Source organism: Ramlibacter aurantiacus (assembly GCF_016722895.1).
Classification (GTDB): domain Bacteria; phylum Pseudomonadota; class Gammaproteobacteria; order Burkholderiales; family Burkholderiaceae_C; genus Ramlibacter; species Ramlibacter aurantiacus.
Genome location: NZ_JAEQNA010000006.1, coordinates 152,469 through 167,316 on the forward strand (window position 1 = coordinate 152,469; position 14,848 = coordinate 167,316).

A 14,848-nucleotide genomic window follows, 5' to 3' on the forward strand; every position below is an offset into this window, starting at 1 on the left:
GAGGACATCCATGAAACTCGTCACTTTCTCGCGGCAGGGCCGCGTCTCCATCGGCAAGGTGCTCGGTCGGCGCGTGATCGACCTGCCCGCCTCCGATCCCGGCCTGCCCCGCGACATGCGCAGCTTGCTCGAAGGCGGCCAGCCCCTGCTGCAGCGCGCCCGCGCGGTGAGCGAACACGCCGTGGGCTACCCGCTGGCCGACGTGCGGCTGGAAGCGCCGGTGCCCAACGCCAGCAAGTTCCTGGCCATCGGCATGAACTACAGCCAGCACGCGGAAGAAGCGCGCCGCGCCGGCGTGGACGTGCCCGAATACCAGGTGTGGTTCAACAAGCAGGTCTCGTGCATCAACGGGCCGTACGACCCGGTGCACATGCCCAGTGTGTCCGACAAGCTCGACTACGAAGCCGAGCTGGGCGTGGTGATCGGCCAGCGCTGCCGCCACGTCAAGGTCGAGGATGCACGCACGGTGGTTGCCGGCTACCTGTGCGTCAACGACGTGTCGGTGCGCGACTGGCAGCGCCGGACCGCCACCATGACGCTGGGCAAATCGTTCAACACCACCGGCCCCATCGGCCCCTGGATCGTGACCGACGACGAGGTGCGCGACCCGATGGACCTGGAGTTGCGCATGACGATCAACGGCCAGGAGCGCCAGCGGGTCAACACCGGCCAGATGATCTTCGGCATCTGGGAGCAGATCGCCTACCTCTCCACCGTCATGACGCTGGAGCCGGGCGACCTGATCGCCACCGGCACGCCGGCGGGCGTTGGCGCGGCCATGCAGCCGCCGCAGTTCGTGAAGGTGGGCGACGTGATGCGCGTCGAGATCGACGGCATCGGCCACATCGAAAACCTCGTCATCCCCGAACCCGCCTGAACGCCATGGCCGCACGCAAAGTCATCATCACCTGCGCCGTCACCGGATCGGTGCACACGCCCAGCATGTCCGAGTACCTGCCGGTCACGCCGGACCAGATCGCCGAACAGGCCATCGCCGCGGCCGAGGCCGGCGCGGCCATCCTGCACCTGCACGCGCGCAACCCGCAGGACGGCCGCCCGTCCTTCGAGCCCGAGGTGTACCGCCAGTTCCTGCCGCGCATCCACCGCGCCACCGACGCGGTGATCAACATCACCACCGGCGGCTCGCACACCATGACGCTGGACCAGCGGCTGGCCGGCGCGCTGGATGTCTCGCCCGAGATGGCCTCGTGCAACATGGGCTCGATGAACTTCGGCTTCTTCACCGTGCTGGACAAGATGAAGGCCTTCAAGCATGAGTGGGAGCCGCAGCACCTGGAGAACACGCGCAGCGCGATCTTCCGCAACACCTTCGCCGACATCGAGTCGGTGTTCGCCCGCCTGGGCGAGGTGCACGGCACGCGCTTCGAATTCGAGTGCTACGACGTGGGGCACCTCTACAACCTCAAGCACTTCGTCGACCGCGGCCTGGTCAAGGCGCCCATCTTCCTTCAGTTCGTGATGGGCATCCTGGGCGGCATCGGCGCCGACCCGGAAAACCTGGTGCACATGAAGCGCATCGCCGACAAGCTGTTCGGCGATAGCTACCAGTGGTCGGTGCTGTGCGCCGGCCGCCACCAGATGCCGCTGGTCACGCAGGCCGCGCTGATGGGTGGCAACGTGCGCGTGGGCCTGGAGGATTCGCTCTCGGTGGGCCGCGGCCGCCTGGCGACTTCCAACGCCGAACAGGTGCGCATGATCCGCGGCGTACTCGAGTCTCTGGGCCTGGAGGTCGCCTCGCCCGACGAAGCGCGCGCCATGCTCGGACTCAAGGGCCGCGAGCGGGTCCACCTGCCCTGACGGAAGGCCGCTCCATGTTCGTTCGTCAAAGCTGGTACGTGGCCGCCTGGGCCGACGAGATCGGGCCGGGCGGCATGCTCGCGCGCACCTTGCTCGGTGATGCCGTGATGCTGTATCGCACCGGGGAGGGTCGCGCCGGCGCGCTCGAGGATCGATGCTGCCATCGGGGGCTGCCGCTGTCGCACGGCCGCGTGCTCGGCGATCGGATCGAATGCGGCTACCACGGCCTCGTGTTCGACGCCCGCGGCGCCTGCGTGAAGGTGCCGGGCCAGGACCGCATTCCGCCGAATGCCCGCGTGCGGCATTACGAGGTGGTCGAGCAGGACCACCTGCTGTGGATCTGGATGGGGGACGAGGGCCGCGCGGATCCGGCGCGCATCCCGCGCCACCCCTGGCACGACGATCCGGCCTGGGAATGGGTCAAGGACCGCTACCCGATCGCGGCCAACTACCAGCTGATCACCGACAACCTGATGGACCTCACGCACGTGGGCTATGTGCACGGCCGCACCATCGGCGGCACGCCGCAGGCGCACTCGCAGGCGCAGACCACGGTGAAGGAAACCGAGCAAGGCGTGCGGGTCGAGCGCTGGATGCTCGACTCCATTCCGCCGCCGACCTACACCGCCGCCTGCAGGTTCAACACCGAGCGGGTCGATCGCTGGATGGAGATCGACTTCTTCGCACCCTCCACCGTGCGCATCCACACCGGCGCGGTCGATGCCGGCACCGGCGCCACCGAGGGGCGGCGCGACGGCGGCTTCGCCTTCCTGGGCCTGAACACCATGACGCCGGAGACCGAGTCGAGCACGCACTACTTCTGGTCGGGCGCCAACAAGCGGCAACCGGGCGGGCCCAGCGGCTGCGATCGCCTGCGCGCCAGCCTGGAAGTCACCTTCGGCGAGGACAAGGTGGTGGTCGAAGCCCAGCAGAAGTCGCTGGAGCGGCAGCCCGAGCCGCTGGTGATGATCGCCTCGGACGCCGGGATGGTGCGGGCACGGCGGCTGGTGCAGGCGATGCTGCAGGCGCAGGGATGAGCCGGCATGGGCAACGCCGGCTTCCATGCCTCGTCACAGGGGAGGTGGCGTGCAGGCCTCAGGCACGGTGGAGCAGCTGGCCGTCGAGTGGCTGCAGGGGGCGGCGGGTCCGCGGCCGCGCGGCCGGTGTCGGGGACGGGATGCGTGGCGCGCCGGCGGCCGCCTCGTCCGGCGCCGCCTGCAGGTCGGGGTGCCGCGTGAGCTGGTCGTAGAGGAAGTCGGCCAGCAGCCGGTTCTTGCGCGGCATGTGCAGGCGGTTGGGCAGGTACAGGTACAGCCCGATGGGCGGGGCGGTGTAGCCCAGCCCGCCCAGTGCCTGCAAGTGGCCGCTGCGCACCTGCGGCGCGACGAAGAAGCTGGCGAGTTGGCCGATGCCCGCGCCATTGAGCACGGCGCGGCGGTGCGATTCGGTGTCGTCCACCGTGAGGGCGCCGGGCAGGTCCAGCGTGACCACCTCGTCGCCGCGCTGGAAGGTCCAGGGCAGGTTCTTGCCGGTGCGGTGGTGGCGCAGGTGGACGCAGCGGTGGTGTCGCAGGTCCTCCAGCGTCTGCGGCACGCCGTGGCGCTGCAGGTAGCTGGTGGCCGCGCACAGCACCAGGCGGAACGAGGCGATGCGCCGGACGACCAGCGAGGCCATGGGCACCTCCCCGCCGACGATGCCGACATCGATGGACTGGCCCACCACGTCGGGCAGCTCGTTGCCGATGATGAGTTCGATGGCGATGCGCGGGTGCTGCTCCATGAACTGCGGCAGCAGGTCGACCAGCAGGGCCTGCGACAGCCCGAAGGGCACCGCCAGCCGCACCAGGCCCGCCGCGGCCTCGTTGCGCTCGCGCAGCTGGCGCACGCCGTCCTCGATGGTTTCCATGCCCTGGTTGCAGCGCTCGAACAGCGCGCTGCCTTCGGCGGTGAGGCTGATCTTTCGCGTGGTGCGGTTGAACAGGCGCACGTCCAGCCAGCTCTCCAGCTGGCTGACCTGGTGGCTCACGGCCTGCGGCGTGATGTGCAGGTGCCGCGCGGTCGCGCTGAAGTTGCCGTACTTGACCGCCTGCAGGAAGGTGTGGATCGCTCGGAGGTACTCCATGGGCCGGCCCGATTTACAAGCTGGGGTTGCGGTTGATGCAAGCCAGCCTACGCTACCGCCACGGAATGCGTTTCAGTAAATTCCCTGCGCCTGGCCACCCCTGGAGCACCGCATGCCTGCCGCACTCGAATCGCAGACCCGCCTGAAGGGCGTGATCGCCGCCGTCGCCACGCCCTTCGATGCGTCCGGCGAGCCCGACCTGCCGCGTTACGTGGACTGGTGCGAGTGGCTGCTGTCGCACGGTTGCGATGCCCTCAACCTTTGCGGCACCACCGGCGAGGCCACCTCGATGCCGGTGGCGCAGCGCATGGCCCTCATGAGCGCCGCGGCCGAGCGCCTGCCGCGCGAACGCCTGATGGTGGGCACCGGCGCCGCCGCCGTGGCCGACGCGGTGGAACTCACGCGGCACGCGGCGCGACTCGGATTCGGCGCCGCGCTGGTGCTGCCGCCGTTCTTTTATCCGGATCCGAGTCCCCAGGGCCTGGCCGACTACTTCGAGCGCCTGGCCGACGCGACCGCTGCGCAGGCGCTGCCGATCTACCTGTATCACATCCCGGCCAATACCAAGGTCCCGTTCACGCTGGAGGTGATCGGGCTGCTGCGGCATCGGCTGGGTGGGAGGCTGCGGGGGCTGAAGGACTCGGCAGGGGACATGGGGTATGCGCGAAGCGTGGCGGCGATCGCTCCCGATTTCGATGTGTTCCCCAGCAATGAAGCGGTGCTGCTGGAAGCTCGCGGCGGCGCGTTCGCCGGCTGCATCTCGGCCAGTGCCAATGTGAACAGCGAACTGTGCGCGCGGGCCTGGCGCGAAGGGGATGACCGCGCGCTGGAGGTCGCCAAGGCGATGCGCGCGGCGGTGAGCCGTCACAACCTGGTGGCGAGCGTGAAGGCGGTGGTGGCCGATTTGCGCAGCGACCCGGTGTACGAGAAGCCGCTGCCCCCGCTGGTGGCGCTTTCGCAAGAGGCGCGGCAATGGGTGGTGCAGGAGGTGCGGCGCTTGCGGGGTTCTTCGCTCTGAGCGGGTGCAGCCGCCTTCATCCGCGCGACAGGCCTCCCTCAGGCCAGCTCCAGGATCCGCTCCCGCGTGATCGGCAGGTCGCGCACCCGAAGCCCCAGTGCGTGGTGGACGGCGTTGCCGATGGCCGCCGCCACCGGACCCATGGTGATCTCTCCTGCGCCCAGCGGCTCGTCGTCGGGTCGGTCGATCAGGTGCACCTCGATCTCGGGAATCTCCGCGAAGCCGAGGATCGGGTAGTCCGCCCACCCCTGCGTGTGGATGCCCTGCGCGTCGAAGCGCACCTGCTCCTTCAGCGTCCAGCTGATGGCCTGCACGATGCCGCCTTCCACCTGGTTGCGAAGGCCGTCCGGGTTGATCACCTGGCCCACGTCGACCGCAGCCACCACCCGCTGCACGCGCAGGTCGGGATCGACGCCGAGCCGGACCACCACGGCGAAATGGCCCAGGTGGTTGCAGTACTGCGCGCAGGCCAGGCCCCAGCCGGTGGTGCCATCGCTCGGCCGGCCCGGCCGCCAGCCGCCAGCCGCGGCCGCACGTTCCAGCACGGCACGGGCCCGCTCGTCCCGCAGGTGCTGCATGCGGAAGGCCAGCGGGTCGACTCCGGCGAGTTCGGCCAGCTCGTCCATGAACGATTCGATGGCAAAGATGTTGGCGTAGGCCCCGATCGATCGCAGTGACGACGCGCGAAGGGGCAAGGCGTCCACGCGGTGGGTGAGGACGCGCTGGTTCGGCAGCGCGTAGATGGCCGTGGCGGCGTTGCGTCCGATGCCGCCGTGCTCGATGCCGTTGACCATGGGCGGATCGACCTGCGGAGCGCGGGGCATCGGGTGATCGAGCTGCCAGGCCGCCAGCAGGGCCGAGGCCGGCTCTGCGCTGCCCTTGGAGACGGCGGGCCGTGACAGGTGCCCGTTGCTCCACGCATCGAGCGACCAGTCGACGATGCGGCGTGCTGCGTCCAGCCCGGCCTGCAGTTCCACCACCATCGCCGGCCCATAGGGCTCCCAGGCGAATTCGTCCTCGCGCATCCACTGCAGCTTCACCGGCTGGCCGTCCACCGCCTTGGACAGCAGCACGGCGTCCAGGGCCGCGTCGTCGGCGCCGTTGTGGCCATAGCAGCCCGCGCCCTGTGCATGGTGCACGGTGATCCGCTCGCGAGGCAGGCGCAGCACGCGCGAGAGGTCCTCGCGCAGCAGGTGGATGCTCTGGCTGTGCGTCCAGACCTCCACCCGGCCCTCGATGATCCGCGCCACCGCGCACGACGGGCCGAGCGCCGCGTGCGCGATGTAGGGGCGCGTGTAGCGGGCGCGGTGCCGCTGCACCGCCCGGGCGCGCGCGGCCTCGTCGACCTGCTGCAGCACCACGCCGTCCACGGTCGGCTGGGCTTGCAGCCACTCGTGCACCGCGGCATCGGACGTGAAGCGCTCGCGCCGGCTCCAGCGTGCGCTGTCCAGTGCGTGCTGGCGCGCGCGCACGGCCTGCTCTTCGCGCCGGGCGATCACGCCGACGAAGTCGCCGTCGCGCACCACCGCCACCACGCCGGGAAGGCCGGCGGTGCCCGCCAGGTCGATCGACGCGAGCGCCTCGTGCCCCTGCGGCGATCGCACGACGCGGCCGAACAGCATGCCGGGCAGCACCAGGTCGTGCACGAACGCCGGTCGACCCATCACCTTGGCCGGCAGGTCCAGCCGCGGCACGCTGCGGCCCACGACGGACCGCGGCGGGGGGCCGGCAGGCGCGGTGTCGCCGGCCCGCAGGTCGCCGTCGAGCCAGCCGGGGCCCAGGCTCCAGTAGTCGATGCCCGTTGTCGTGCCGCCATGAAGGACGGCGCCATCCACCACCGCCAGCGCGCCAGGCTCGATGTCCAGTTGCCGGCCGGCCGCGTGCAGCAGCCGTGCGCGTGCGTGCGCGCCGACGCGCCGCAGCACCGCTGCGCTCTCGTGGACCGAGCGGCTGCCGGAGGTGATGCCCTCGTCGGGCGACTCGGTGCTGGCCGGCACCATGGCCACCCGCTCCAGCGACACGCCCAGCGCGTCGGCGGCGACCTGCGCCAGCGCGGTGACGATGCCCTGGCCGATCTCGACCTTGCCGGTGCGCACCTGCACCCGCCCGTCGGCGAACCGCAGCCAGGCCGACAGGTGGGGCTGCAGGGCCAGGGCGGCCGGCAAGGGCAGGGGGGCGGTGGCGGTCATGGAGCGGCGGCGCGTTCGATGGCCCGCACGATGCGCGGATGGGTGCCGCACCGGCACAGGTTGCGTTCCAGCGCCTGGACGATGTCGGCGCGGGCTGGGCGAGGCTGCCGCTTGAGCAGCGCGGCGGCCGACATGATCATGCCGGCGGTGCAGTAGCCGCACTGGGCTGCCTGCTCGTGGACGAAGGCTTGCTGCAGCGGGTGCGGTGGCCCGTCGCCGGCCAGGCCTTCGACCGTGGTGACGGACTTGCCGGCCACCGCCCACAGCGGCACGTCGCACGAGCGCAGGGCCTGGTCGTCCACGAGCACGGTGCAGGCGCCGCACAGCCCCTGGCCGCAGCCGAACTTGGCGCCCACCAGCCCCAGGTCGTTGCGCAGCACGTAGAGCAGGGGCGTGGCCGGTGCCGCGTTCACGCGCACCGGGCGGCCGTTGACGGTCAGCGCCAGGTCGGGGGCGGAAGCATCGGCGGCCATGGTGTCAGCGGTCGGCGGGCGGCAGGTTGTCGGTGATCCAGTCGGCGATGTAATCGACGCCGACCTGCCGGTTGTCCATCTGGCAGTGGTAGCGGCTGCCGGTCTCGGCGGTGAAGACCTTCAGGTGCTTGCGCGGCGAGGCGATGGCCTCGTACAGCTTGCGGGCCGAGGGCGCAGGGACCACCTTGTCCTCTTCGGCATGCACGATCAGGAAGGGTCGGGTGATGCGCTGCGCGACATCGGCCAGGTTGAAGCTTCTAGCCTTCTCGATGGCGGCCTCGGCGGTGTCGCAACCCATGATCCAGCGGAAGTGGAAGGTCGATTGCGCGGTGGCCTTGGGGTCGGCGTCCTGGCGCCGCTTGATCTCGGCCTGCCAGCCGGCCAGGTCCCAGTGCAACGCGGCGAAGGCCACGCCCAGCGCGTAGCGGTGCTCCATGGCCGCGATGCGGCCGGCGTAGTAGCCGCCGAAGCTGTAGCCCAGCACCACCACGCGCGCGGCGTCGACCTCGGGCCGCGCCGCCACCCAGTCGTAGGCCGCGGCGCCGGGCACTTCGTAGTCGTGCCGCGCGAACAGGCCCCGCAGGCGCAGCGACTCGCCCTGGCCCGGGCCGTCGATGGCGAGGGTGTGCCAGCCGCGCCGGGCGAACTCCAGCCCGGCGAACAGCACGCTCATCTCCTTGCAGTTGTCCATGCCGTTGAACATCACCACCGTCGGCCGCGGACCGTCGGCGCCCGGCGCCTTCAGGAACAGCGCGGGCAGGGTGGTGCCTTCATAGGGCACCTCGACCTTCTCCATCGTCGGATAGCGGCGCAGCAGGCCGGCCTGCTGCAGACGCAGCGCCTTTTCGCCGATGGAGCGCTTGAGCTCGCCGGGCTCGACGAAGCGCTCGGCGGTGAACCAGTACATGCCGGCACGCAGCCAGTAATTGGCCGCCGTGAGCGGGTGCCCGGCAGCCTCGGCCTCGTCACCGAAGGCCTGCACCCGCTCGCCCATGGCGCACCACTCCTGGCGCCAGGCATCGGGCTCGGACTGGCGCACCCGCAGGCGCTCGCAGACCGCGTCCACCTCGGCCATGGCCACGGCGTTGTAGTGGGCCATGCCCTTGGTGATCAGCGTGGCGTTGGACCACACCATGTTGCCGGGGAAGGTCTCGACCCAGGGCCCGGCGCCGGTTGGGGCGCCGCTCATGCCGCGCTCCGTGCGGCGGCAGCTTCCGCGGAGGAGCCACGGGCTGACGCGGCCAGCTTGTCCTGCAGTTGCGGGAGGTCCAGCACCCAACCCAGGCGGCGCTGGATGTTCTCCAGCGAGAAGCGGTGCAGGTCTTCCCCATAGGCCGAGGCCACGCAATCGGACACCACCACCGCCCGATAGCCACGGTTGTAGGCGCCGAAGGTGGTGGACAGCACGCACGTGTTGGTGTTGCAGCCGGCCAGCAGCAGGGTGTCCTTGCCCATGGCGCGCAGCAGCCGGTCCAGGGGCGTGCCCTCGAAGCTGTCGAAGGTGCGCTTGCTGTCCACCAGCAGGTCGCCTCGCCAGTCGACCTCGAGCGCGGCGACGATCTGCGCCTCGGGCGAGCCGGGGCTCTTGTGGCGGGCGAAGTCGCTTTGCCCGCCCGGCACGAAGGACTGCCGCAGGGCCAGCATGGCCCGCTCGAACGGGTGCCGGGCCAGCAGCGGCGGCTCCCACGCGGTGGTCACGTGAACGATGGCGATGCCGTGCGCCCGGGCCAGCCGCAGCAGGGTATTGGTGCCGGCGATCACGCGTGCGCACTCGGCGGGTGGCACCGGCAGCGAGGCGATGCCCGGCTCGAGGTTGCCGCGCTGGCAGTCGATGGTGACCACGGCGCAGCGGGCCGGGTCGAGCGTGAGGGCCTCGCGCATGCGCGAGACCATGTCGGAGCGGTCGATGGGGGTCATGTCGGGAATCCGTAGAGGGCGGCCGGGTTGTCCACCAGCACCTGGCGGCGCTGTCCGGCGTCGGGCACCCAGCGGGCCAGCAGGTCCAGCAGGTCGCCGTCGTTGGGCATGGGAATGTTCCACTGGAGCATCACGTGCGGCCAGTCGCTGCCCCACAGCAGGCGCCGGGGCGCCGTTTCGCGCAGGGCCTGCGCGAAGGCCTCGATGTCGGGGTGCGGCAGCCCCTGCGAGGAGATGCGGTAGGGGCCGGTGAGCTTGGCCCAGGCCCGGCCGTCGCGCAGCAGGCGCAGGAAGGCCTGGAAGCCGGGCTCGTCGACACCGCGGCCCTTGCGCACATAACCCAGGTGGCCGAAGACCAGCGGCACCGGCAGGTCGGCCAGCAGGCGGTCCAGCCCGGGGAACTCGTCCACGTGCATCAGCAGCTCCAGGTGCCACCCGAAGGGACGGATGCGTCCAGCCAGGGCGCGCAGGCGGTCCACCGGCAACTGCCCCTTGCCGTCGGCCAGGTCCACGATGTTGACCCGGGCGCCGCGCACCCCGGCTTCGTGCAGGCGTTCCAGCGTGCGCGCGTCGTCGGCATCGCCGAGCACGGCGACCCCGCGCATGCGGCCGTTGCCCGCCGCCATCGCATCCAGCAGCGCCCGGTTGTCGGTGCCGTAGAAGCTGGGCTGCACCAGGACCGCGCGCTCGATGCCCAGGCGGGCCCGCAGCCCGGCGTACTCGGCGGCGCCGGTGGCCTCGGGCGGGCTGTAGATGCGGCGGGCGAACAGCGGGTAGCGGGTGGCCGGCCCGCACACGTGGGCATGGCAGTCGCAGGCGCCAGGCGGCACGGTGAACCCGGGCGCACGGGGCTGCGGGTCGGGCGCGGCGACGACCGGCGCGGCGTCGCCGGAGGTGGCGGGAGCGGCCATCGGTCGGGTCGCGCCTACTCGAACTTCACGCCGGCCGCCGATGCCGCCGAACGCCAGGTCTCCAGCTCGGTCTCGAGGAACTTCTTCAGCTCCGTGGGCGAGCTGCCGATGGGCTCGGCGCCGAAACTCATCATCTTGTCGCGCACGGCGGGATCCTTCAGCACGCCGGACAGCGTCTTGTGCAGCTTGTCCAGGACCTCGGGCGGCGTGCCGGCCGGCGCCACCACCGCATGCCAGGAGCCGGCGAGCATCCGGGGCATGCCGGCCTCGGCGGCCGTGGGCACGTCGGGCAGCGCGGTGGAGCGCCGGTCGGCCGTGATCATCAAGGGTCGCAACTTGCCGTCCTTGACCTGCGGCAGGAAGGTGATGGGATAGAAGACCAGCTGCACGTTGCCGGCGATGAGTTCGGGCAGCGCCAGGCTGACGCCCTTGTAGGGCACATGGACGATGTCCACCCCGGCCACGTTCTTGAACAGCTCGCCGGCCAGGTGCACGCCCGAGCCGATGCCCGTGGAGGCGAAGTTCAGCTTGCCGGGGTTCTTCTTCGCGTAGTCCACCACGCCCTGCGCGTTGGTGAAGGGCGTCTGCGCGCTCACGAACATGAAGAAGGGCACGTTCGACACCTGCGACACGGGAGCGAAGTCGCGCATCAGGTTGTAGGGCGTCTTGGCGTTGGTGGCCGGGATGATGGACAGCCCGCCCACGTTGCCCATGAGGAGGGTGTAGCCGTCGGGCGCCGACTTGGCCACCTGGTCGGTGCCGATCATGCCGCCGGCGCCGCCGCGGTTCTCGACCACGATGTTCTGGCCCAGCGCCGTCGACCAGCGCTCGGCGATGATGCGCGCGATCACGTCGATGGACTCGCCCGCCGGGAAGGGCACGACCATCCGGATCGGCCGGTTCGGGTAATTGGATGCCTGTGCGGCGGCCGGTCCCGACCACGCCAGCATCGAGCTGGCGGCGGCCAGCAGGACCATTGCCGCGCGGCGGCGCAGGCCGCTTCGGCGACGCTTGTTCGCGGGGGCGGAGTCGGTGCCGCAGGCCAGGTCGAAGGTGTGCTTCATGGCGTTTCCTCAGGGCTCGGTTGACGAAAGGGACACTCGGTGACTGGGATGGCTCAGCGCGCCGCGTGGTCGACGCGGCGGGCGTGGCCGGCCGCGAACCTGCCGTCGAGCGCATCGCGCATCCAGTCGGCCACGTGCAGGTAGAAGTCGGGCAGCCGGTTGCCGAAGGTGTGGGTCTCGTTCTCGTACACCCACAGCTCCTTGGGGCAGGTGAGCTGGTCGAACAGGGCCTCGGCGTCTTCCAGCGGGCACAGCTCGTCGAACTCACCCATGGCCAACAGGGTGGGGCAGCGGATCGCCTCGGCCAGCGGCTCCAGCGACATCTGGTCGGTCATCGCGTCGAAGGCCTCTTCGTCACGCGTGTTCGACATGTACATGTAGTTGGCGCGATAGGCCGGCTTGCTGTGCTTGAAGAGGGTGTCCTTCTGGCCATAGACGCCCATCGCGCCCACCAGCGCCTTCACGCGCGGATCGAAGGCCGCGATGCGGGGCGCCCAATAGCTGCCCATGCTCCAGCCGTAGGCGCCGATGCGGTCGCCATCGATCTCGGGCAGCGCCTGCAGGTAGTCGATCGCCGCGCGGCCGGAGCGCTCGAAGTTGTCCAGCGTCACCCAGTTCTCCCGGATGTTGCTTTCGCCCTGCCCGGGCCCGTCGATGGTGAGGGTGGCCATGCCGCGCCGCCGGAAGTGGTTGTGGTAGGGGCTGGGCATGTACTCCTTGATGGTGTCCATGCCCGGCACCACCAGCACGCAGGGCGCCTGGCGACCCGGGATCGTCTGCAGGATGCCGGGGATGGTCTTGCCGTTCTCGAACGGGATCTCCACCCGGCGCACCCAGCCTTCCTCGAACAGCTCCGTGAAGCGGGTGTAGCAGTGCACCAGCCTGCCGTACAGCTCGAGCTTGCGCGGCGTGTTGGCGTGGATCACGCCGCAGGCCGGGCCGTAGTAGAGCGCGGCGCGGTAGTAGAACTCGGCCGCGCTTTCGCGGTGGCCCGCGGCCTCGGCCTCCTGCGCCAGGGCTTCTTCCTGGCGCGCGGTGCGCACCCATTCCTTGACGACCTGGCCGGGGATCTTGATGCGCTCGGTGGTGCGCTTCACGTCCGCGGGGCGGAAGCCCCACTCCACGAACATCACGGCGCGGAAGCCGAAGATGTCGAGGACCTTGTAGAACTCCTCGGTGATCCATTTCTGGCCACGACGGGCGTGGTCGATCATCGCGTGTCTCCTGGTTCTTGTGCCGGCCCGGAGCGTCTCGGGAAGGCCGGTGCCAGGGCAATGTACGGAAAGCACGTGCGCGCCGGTAGCCGGGCGGCGCTTGGATCAGCATCAACGCCCGCTTGTAAATCGGTGCGGGCGGACGGGCCCGCGGGCAGGCCTCAGTCGCCCGACCCGCCGAACAGCTCCGCGATCGTCCGGCGCAACCAGATGTTGGCCGGGTCGGCGTGGAAGCGTGCGTGCCAGTGCTGCTTGACCGCGTACCGCGGCAGTTCGCAGGGCAGCTCCAGCAGGCGCACCTGCTCCTGCGTGCCCATGGCTTCGCCCAGGCGGTCGGGCACGATCACCATCAGTTCGGTCTGGGCCACGATCCGCGCCACGCCCAGGTAGCTCGACACGCGCAAGGCGATGTTGCGCTGCACGCCCTGCAGGGACAGCACGCGATCGATGATCGAGTGGCCCGTACCGGGCATGTCCACCAGGATGTGCTGTTCGGACTGGAAGGCATCCCATGTGAGCCGGTCGCCGATGCGCGGGTGGTCCCTGGCCGCCAGGCCGACGAAGCGCTGCATGAACAGCGTCTGCTGGTAGAAGCCCGCCTCCAGGTGCGGCATGAAGCCCAGGGCCAGGTGGATCTCGCCCGATTCGAGCCGCTTGGGGGCGTCCGGCGTGATCTTCTCCGACTCGATGCAGATGCCGGGCGCGACGCGCCGCAGGTGGTTCAGCAGCGTCGGCAGGATCACCACGTCGGAGATGTCGGCCATGCACAGGCGGAAGGCGCGCCGGGCGCGCAGCGGGTCGAACTCGGCCGATGCGCCGCGCGCGGCCTCGAGGGTGTCGAGGACCAGGCGCAGTTGCGGCTGCAGCTGCTGCGCGCGCGGGGTCGGTTCCATGCCGCGGGACGTGCGGATGAACAGCGGGTCGCCGAAATGCGTGCGCAGCTTGTTCAACGCGATGCTGGCCGTCGCCTGCGCCACGCCCAGCTCCTCCGCGCTGCGCGACACGCTGCCGGTGGTGTAGATGCGGTCGAAGACGGCGAGCCATTCGACATCCAGCTTGGCCATGTCTTCCTGTTCCCCTTGCAAAAGGCCGCGGATTATTGCAAAACGCAATACGCCTGATCGGGCGCTTGATTTGACCGGCCGGCGGTGGCTTACAAGAATGGGCGCCGCCCAGGGAGGGTACCCATCGGGTCGAATGACGAATTCTTTCCGAAGCCAGACCGGCCCTGGTTCAAGAACAAGGAAGGCTTGCATTGACGGCGCCCGTCGTCCCGGTGCCTACGCTTGCAAAGAGAGACAACCATGAATATCCCCACCCCCGAGCGCGACTTCACGCAGCAGGCGCAGGACCTTGCCGCCGATGGCCACCAGCCCGACACCAACCTCATCGGCGACCTGGTCACGGCCAACCACATCCTGTTCGACCAGGGCGTGCTCGATTCCTTCGGCCACGTGAGCGTGCGTGACAGCCGCCGGCCCGACCGCTTCCTGCTGGCCCGCAACATGGCGCCCGGCCTGGTCGGCGCCGCGGACATCATCCAGTTCGACCTGGACGGCCAGCCCGTCGATGCGGCCGGCCGGGGCATCTACCTCGAGCGCTTCATCCACGGCGAGATCTACAAGGCCCGCCCCGACGTGATGGCCGTGGTGCACAGCCACTCGCCGGCGGTCGTTCCGTTCAGCGTGTCCAAGACCTCCACGCTGCGGGCCACTTGCCACATGGCCGGCTTCATCGGCCTGGGCACGCCGATCTTCGAGATCCGCAAGTACGCGGGCGACACCAACAGCCTGCTGATCACCGATAACGAGCTGGGCCGGGGCCTGGCCGAGGTGCTGGGCCAGCGCTCGCTGGTGCTGATGCGCGGCCACGGTTCCACCGTGGTCGCCGACGACCTCAAGCGCGCCGTGTACCGCGCCGTGTACACCGAGGTCAACGCCAAGATCCAGTCGTCGGCCATGGCGCTGGGCGAGGTGGAGTTCCTGTCCGAGGGCGAGATCGCCGAGACCGTGCGCGTGATCGAGACGCAGGTCATGCGCGCCTGGAATTTCTGGAAGCTCAAGGCCACCGCCACCGCGCGGGCCTTCGCCGAGCAGCAGCAGGCGATGCAGCAGCCCTGACCC

At 70.2% G+C, this 14,848-nt stretch carries 14 protein-coding genes; 5 read left to right on the forward strand and 9 right to left on the reverse strand.

Annotated features, from left to right (window positions below; all coding sequences use genetic code 11):
* Positions 1-10: 10 nt before the first annotated feature.
* From JI739_RS16405 to JI739_RS16415, 3 genes are read left to right on the forward strand one after another with little or no spacing between them, the layout of a single operon-like run.
* Positions 11-877, forward strand: coding sequence for a fumarylacetoacetate hydrolase family protein (locus JI739_RS16405; RefSeq protein WP_201685013.1), 867 nt, complete (start codon positions 11-13; stop codon positions 875-877).
* 5 nt (positions 878-882) lie between these two features.
* Positions 883-1,818, forward strand: a complete 936-nt coding sequence (kce, locus tag JI739_RS16410) for a 3,5-dioxohexanoate:acetyl-CoA acetone transferase (protein ID WP_201685014.1) — start codon at positions 883-885, stop codon at positions 1,816-1,818.
* Between the two features lie 14 nt (positions 1,819-1,832).
* Positions 1,833-2,855 carry an aromatic ring-hydroxylating dioxygenase subunit alpha gene (locus JI739_RS16415; RefSeq protein ID WP_201685015.1) on the forward strand — a complete coding sequence of 341 codons (1,023 nt, stop codon included), beginning with the start codon at positions 1,833-1,835 and terminating at the stop codon, positions 2,853-2,855.
* Positions 2,856-2,913: 58 nt separating this feature from the next.
* Here JI739_RS16415 and JI739_RS16420 read toward each other — a convergent pair whose 3' ends face one another.
* Positions 2,914-3,939 carry a LysR family transcriptional regulator gene (locus JI739_RS16420; RefSeq protein ID WP_201685016.1) on the reverse strand — a complete coding sequence of 342 codons (1,026 nt, stop codon included), beginning with the start codon at positions 3,937-3,939 and terminating at the stop codon, positions 2,914-2,916.
* Positions 3,940-4,051: 112 nt separating this feature from the next.
* Here JI739_RS16420 and JI739_RS16425 point away from each other — a divergent pair, with 112 nt between their 5' ends.
* Positions 4,052-4,957 carry a dihydrodipicolinate synthase family protein gene (locus tag JI739_RS16425; RefSeq protein WP_201685017.1) on the forward strand — a complete coding sequence of 302 codons (906 nt, stop codon included), beginning with the start codon at positions 4,052-4,054 and terminating at the stop codon, positions 4,955-4,957.
* A gap of 38 nt (positions 4,958-4,995) precedes the next feature.
* On the opposite strand, the gene JI739_RS16430 is transcribed toward JI739_RS16425, so the two are convergent.
* The 8 genes from JI739_RS16430 to JI739_RS16465 all read right to left on the reverse strand — a co-directional run bounded on the left by JI739_RS16430 (position 4,996) and on the right by JI739_RS16465 (position 13,789).
* Positions 4,996-7,146 carry a xanthine dehydrogenase family protein molybdopterin-binding subunit gene (locus tag JI739_RS16430; protein WP_201685018.1) on the reverse strand — a complete coding sequence of 717 codons (2,151 nt, stop codon included), beginning with the start codon at positions 7,144-7,146 and terminating at the stop codon, positions 4,996-4,998.
* Positions 7,143-7,619, reverse strand: a complete 477-nt coding sequence (locus tag JI739_RS16435; RefSeq protein WP_201685019.1) for a (2Fe-2S)-binding protein — start codon at positions 7,617-7,619, stop codon at positions 7,143-7,145. The genes JI739_RS16430 and JI739_RS16435 overlap by 4 nt, the downstream gene beginning before the upstream one ends.
* A gap of 4 nt (positions 7,620-7,623) precedes the next feature.
* Positions 7,624-8,808, reverse strand: a complete 1,185-nt coding sequence (locus JI739_RS16440) for an alpha/beta hydrolase (RefSeq protein ID WP_201685020.1) — start codon at positions 8,806-8,808, stop codon at positions 7,624-7,626.
* Positions 8,805-9,536 (reverse strand): cysteine hydrolase family protein, encoded by a 732-nt coding sequence (locus JI739_RS16445; protein ID WP_201685021.1) that lies wholly within the window; start codon positions 9,534-9,536, stop codon positions 8,805-8,807. Before JI739_RS16445 ends, JI739_RS16440 begins: the two co-directional genes overlap by 4 nt.
* Positions 9,533-10,447 carry an amidohydrolase family protein gene (locus tag JI739_RS16450; protein ID WP_201685022.1) on the reverse strand — a complete coding sequence of 305 codons (915 nt, stop codon included), beginning with the start codon at positions 10,445-10,447 and terminating at the stop codon, positions 9,533-9,535. The genes JI739_RS16445 and JI739_RS16450 overlap by 4 nt, the downstream gene beginning before the upstream one ends.
* A 14-nt stretch (positions 10,448-10,461) precedes the next feature.
* Positions 10,462-11,511: a Bug family tripartite tricarboxylate transporter substrate binding protein gene (locus tag JI739_RS16455; protein WP_201685023.1), complete on the reverse strand. Its 1,050-nt coding sequence runs from the start codon at positions 11,509-11,511 to the stop codon at positions 10,462-10,464.
* Positions 11,512-11,564: 53 nt separating this feature from the next.
* Positions 11,565-12,725 (reverse strand): alpha/beta hydrolase family protein, encoded by a 1,161-nt coding sequence (locus JI739_RS16460; protein ID WP_201685024.1) that lies wholly within the window; start codon positions 12,723-12,725, stop codon positions 11,565-11,567.
* 161 nt (positions 12,726-12,886) lie between these two features.
* The gene (locus JI739_RS16465; protein ID WP_201685025.1) at positions 12,887-13,789 is read right to left on the reverse strand and encodes a LysR family transcriptional regulator; all 903 of its coding nucleotides are present in this window, start codon (positions 13,787-13,789) and stop codon (positions 12,887-12,889) included.
* Positions 13,790-14,029: 240 nt separating this feature from the next.
* On the opposite strand from JI739_RS16465, the gene JI739_RS16470 reads away from it, so the two are divergent.
* Positions 14,030-14,845: a class II aldolase/adducin family protein gene (locus JI739_RS16470; RefSeq protein ID WP_201685026.1), complete on the forward strand. Its 816-nt coding sequence runs from the start codon at positions 14,030-14,032 to the stop codon at positions 14,843-14,845.
* Positions 14,846-14,848: the final 3 nt, after the last annotated feature.

Bases quoted from the DNA above. Each gene is read 5' to 3' on its own strand.
- JI739_RS16440 (WP_201685020.1), bottom strand. From the start codon at position 8,808: ATGAGCGGCGCCCCAACCGGCGCCGGGCCCTGGGTCGAGACCTTCCCC.
- JI739_RS16430 (WP_201685018.1), bottom strand. From the start codon at position 7,146: ATGACCGCCACCGCCCCCCTGCCCTTGCCGGCCGCCCTGGCCCTGCAG.
- JI739_RS16405 (WP_201685013.1), top strand. From the start codon at position 11: ATGAAACTCGTCACTTTCTCGCGGCAGGGCCGCGTCTCCATCGGCAAG.
- JI739_RS16415 (WP_201685015.1), top strand. From the start codon at position 1,833: ATGTTCGTTCGTCAAAGCTGGTACGTGGCCGCCTGGGCCGACGAGATC.
- JI739_RS16445 (WP_201685021.1), bottom strand. From the start codon at position 9,536: ATGACCCCCATCGACCGCTCCGACATGGTCTCGCGCATGCGCGAGGCC.
- JI739_RS16460 (WP_201685024.1), bottom strand. From the start codon at position 12,725: ATGATCGACCACGCCCGTCGTGGCCAGAAATGGATCACCGAGGAGTTC.
- JI739_RS16425 (WP_201685017.1), top strand. From the start codon at position 4,052: ATGCCTGCCGCACTCGAATCGCAGACCCGCCTGAAGGGCGTGATCGCC.
- JI739_RS16465 (WP_201685025.1), bottom strand. From the start codon at position 13,789: ATGGCCAAGCTGGATGTCGAATGGCTCGCCGTCTTCGACCGCATCTAC.
- JI739_RS16435 (WP_201685019.1), bottom strand. From the start codon at position 7,619: ATGGCCGCCGATGCTTCCGCCCCCGACCTGGCGCTGACCGTCAACGGC.
- JI739_RS16420 (WP_201685016.1), bottom strand. From the start codon at position 3,939: ATGGAGTACCTCCGAGCGATCCACACCTTCCTGCAGGCGGTCAAGTAC.
- JI739_RS16450 (WP_201685022.1), bottom strand. From the start codon at position 10,447: ATGGCCGCTCCCGCCACCTCCGGCGACGCCGCGCCGGTCGTCGCCGCG.
- JI739_RS16470 (WP_201685026.1), top strand. From the start codon at position 14,030: ATGAATATCCCCACCCCCGAGCGCGACTTCACGCAGCAGGCGCAGGAC.
- JI739_RS16455 (WP_201685023.1), bottom strand. From the start codon at position 11,511: ATGAAGCACACCTTCGACCTGGCCTGCGGCACCGACTCCGCCCCCGCG.
- kce (WP_201685014.1), top strand. From the start codon at position 883: ATGGCCGCACGCAAAGTCATCATCACCTGCGCCGTCACCGGATCGGTG.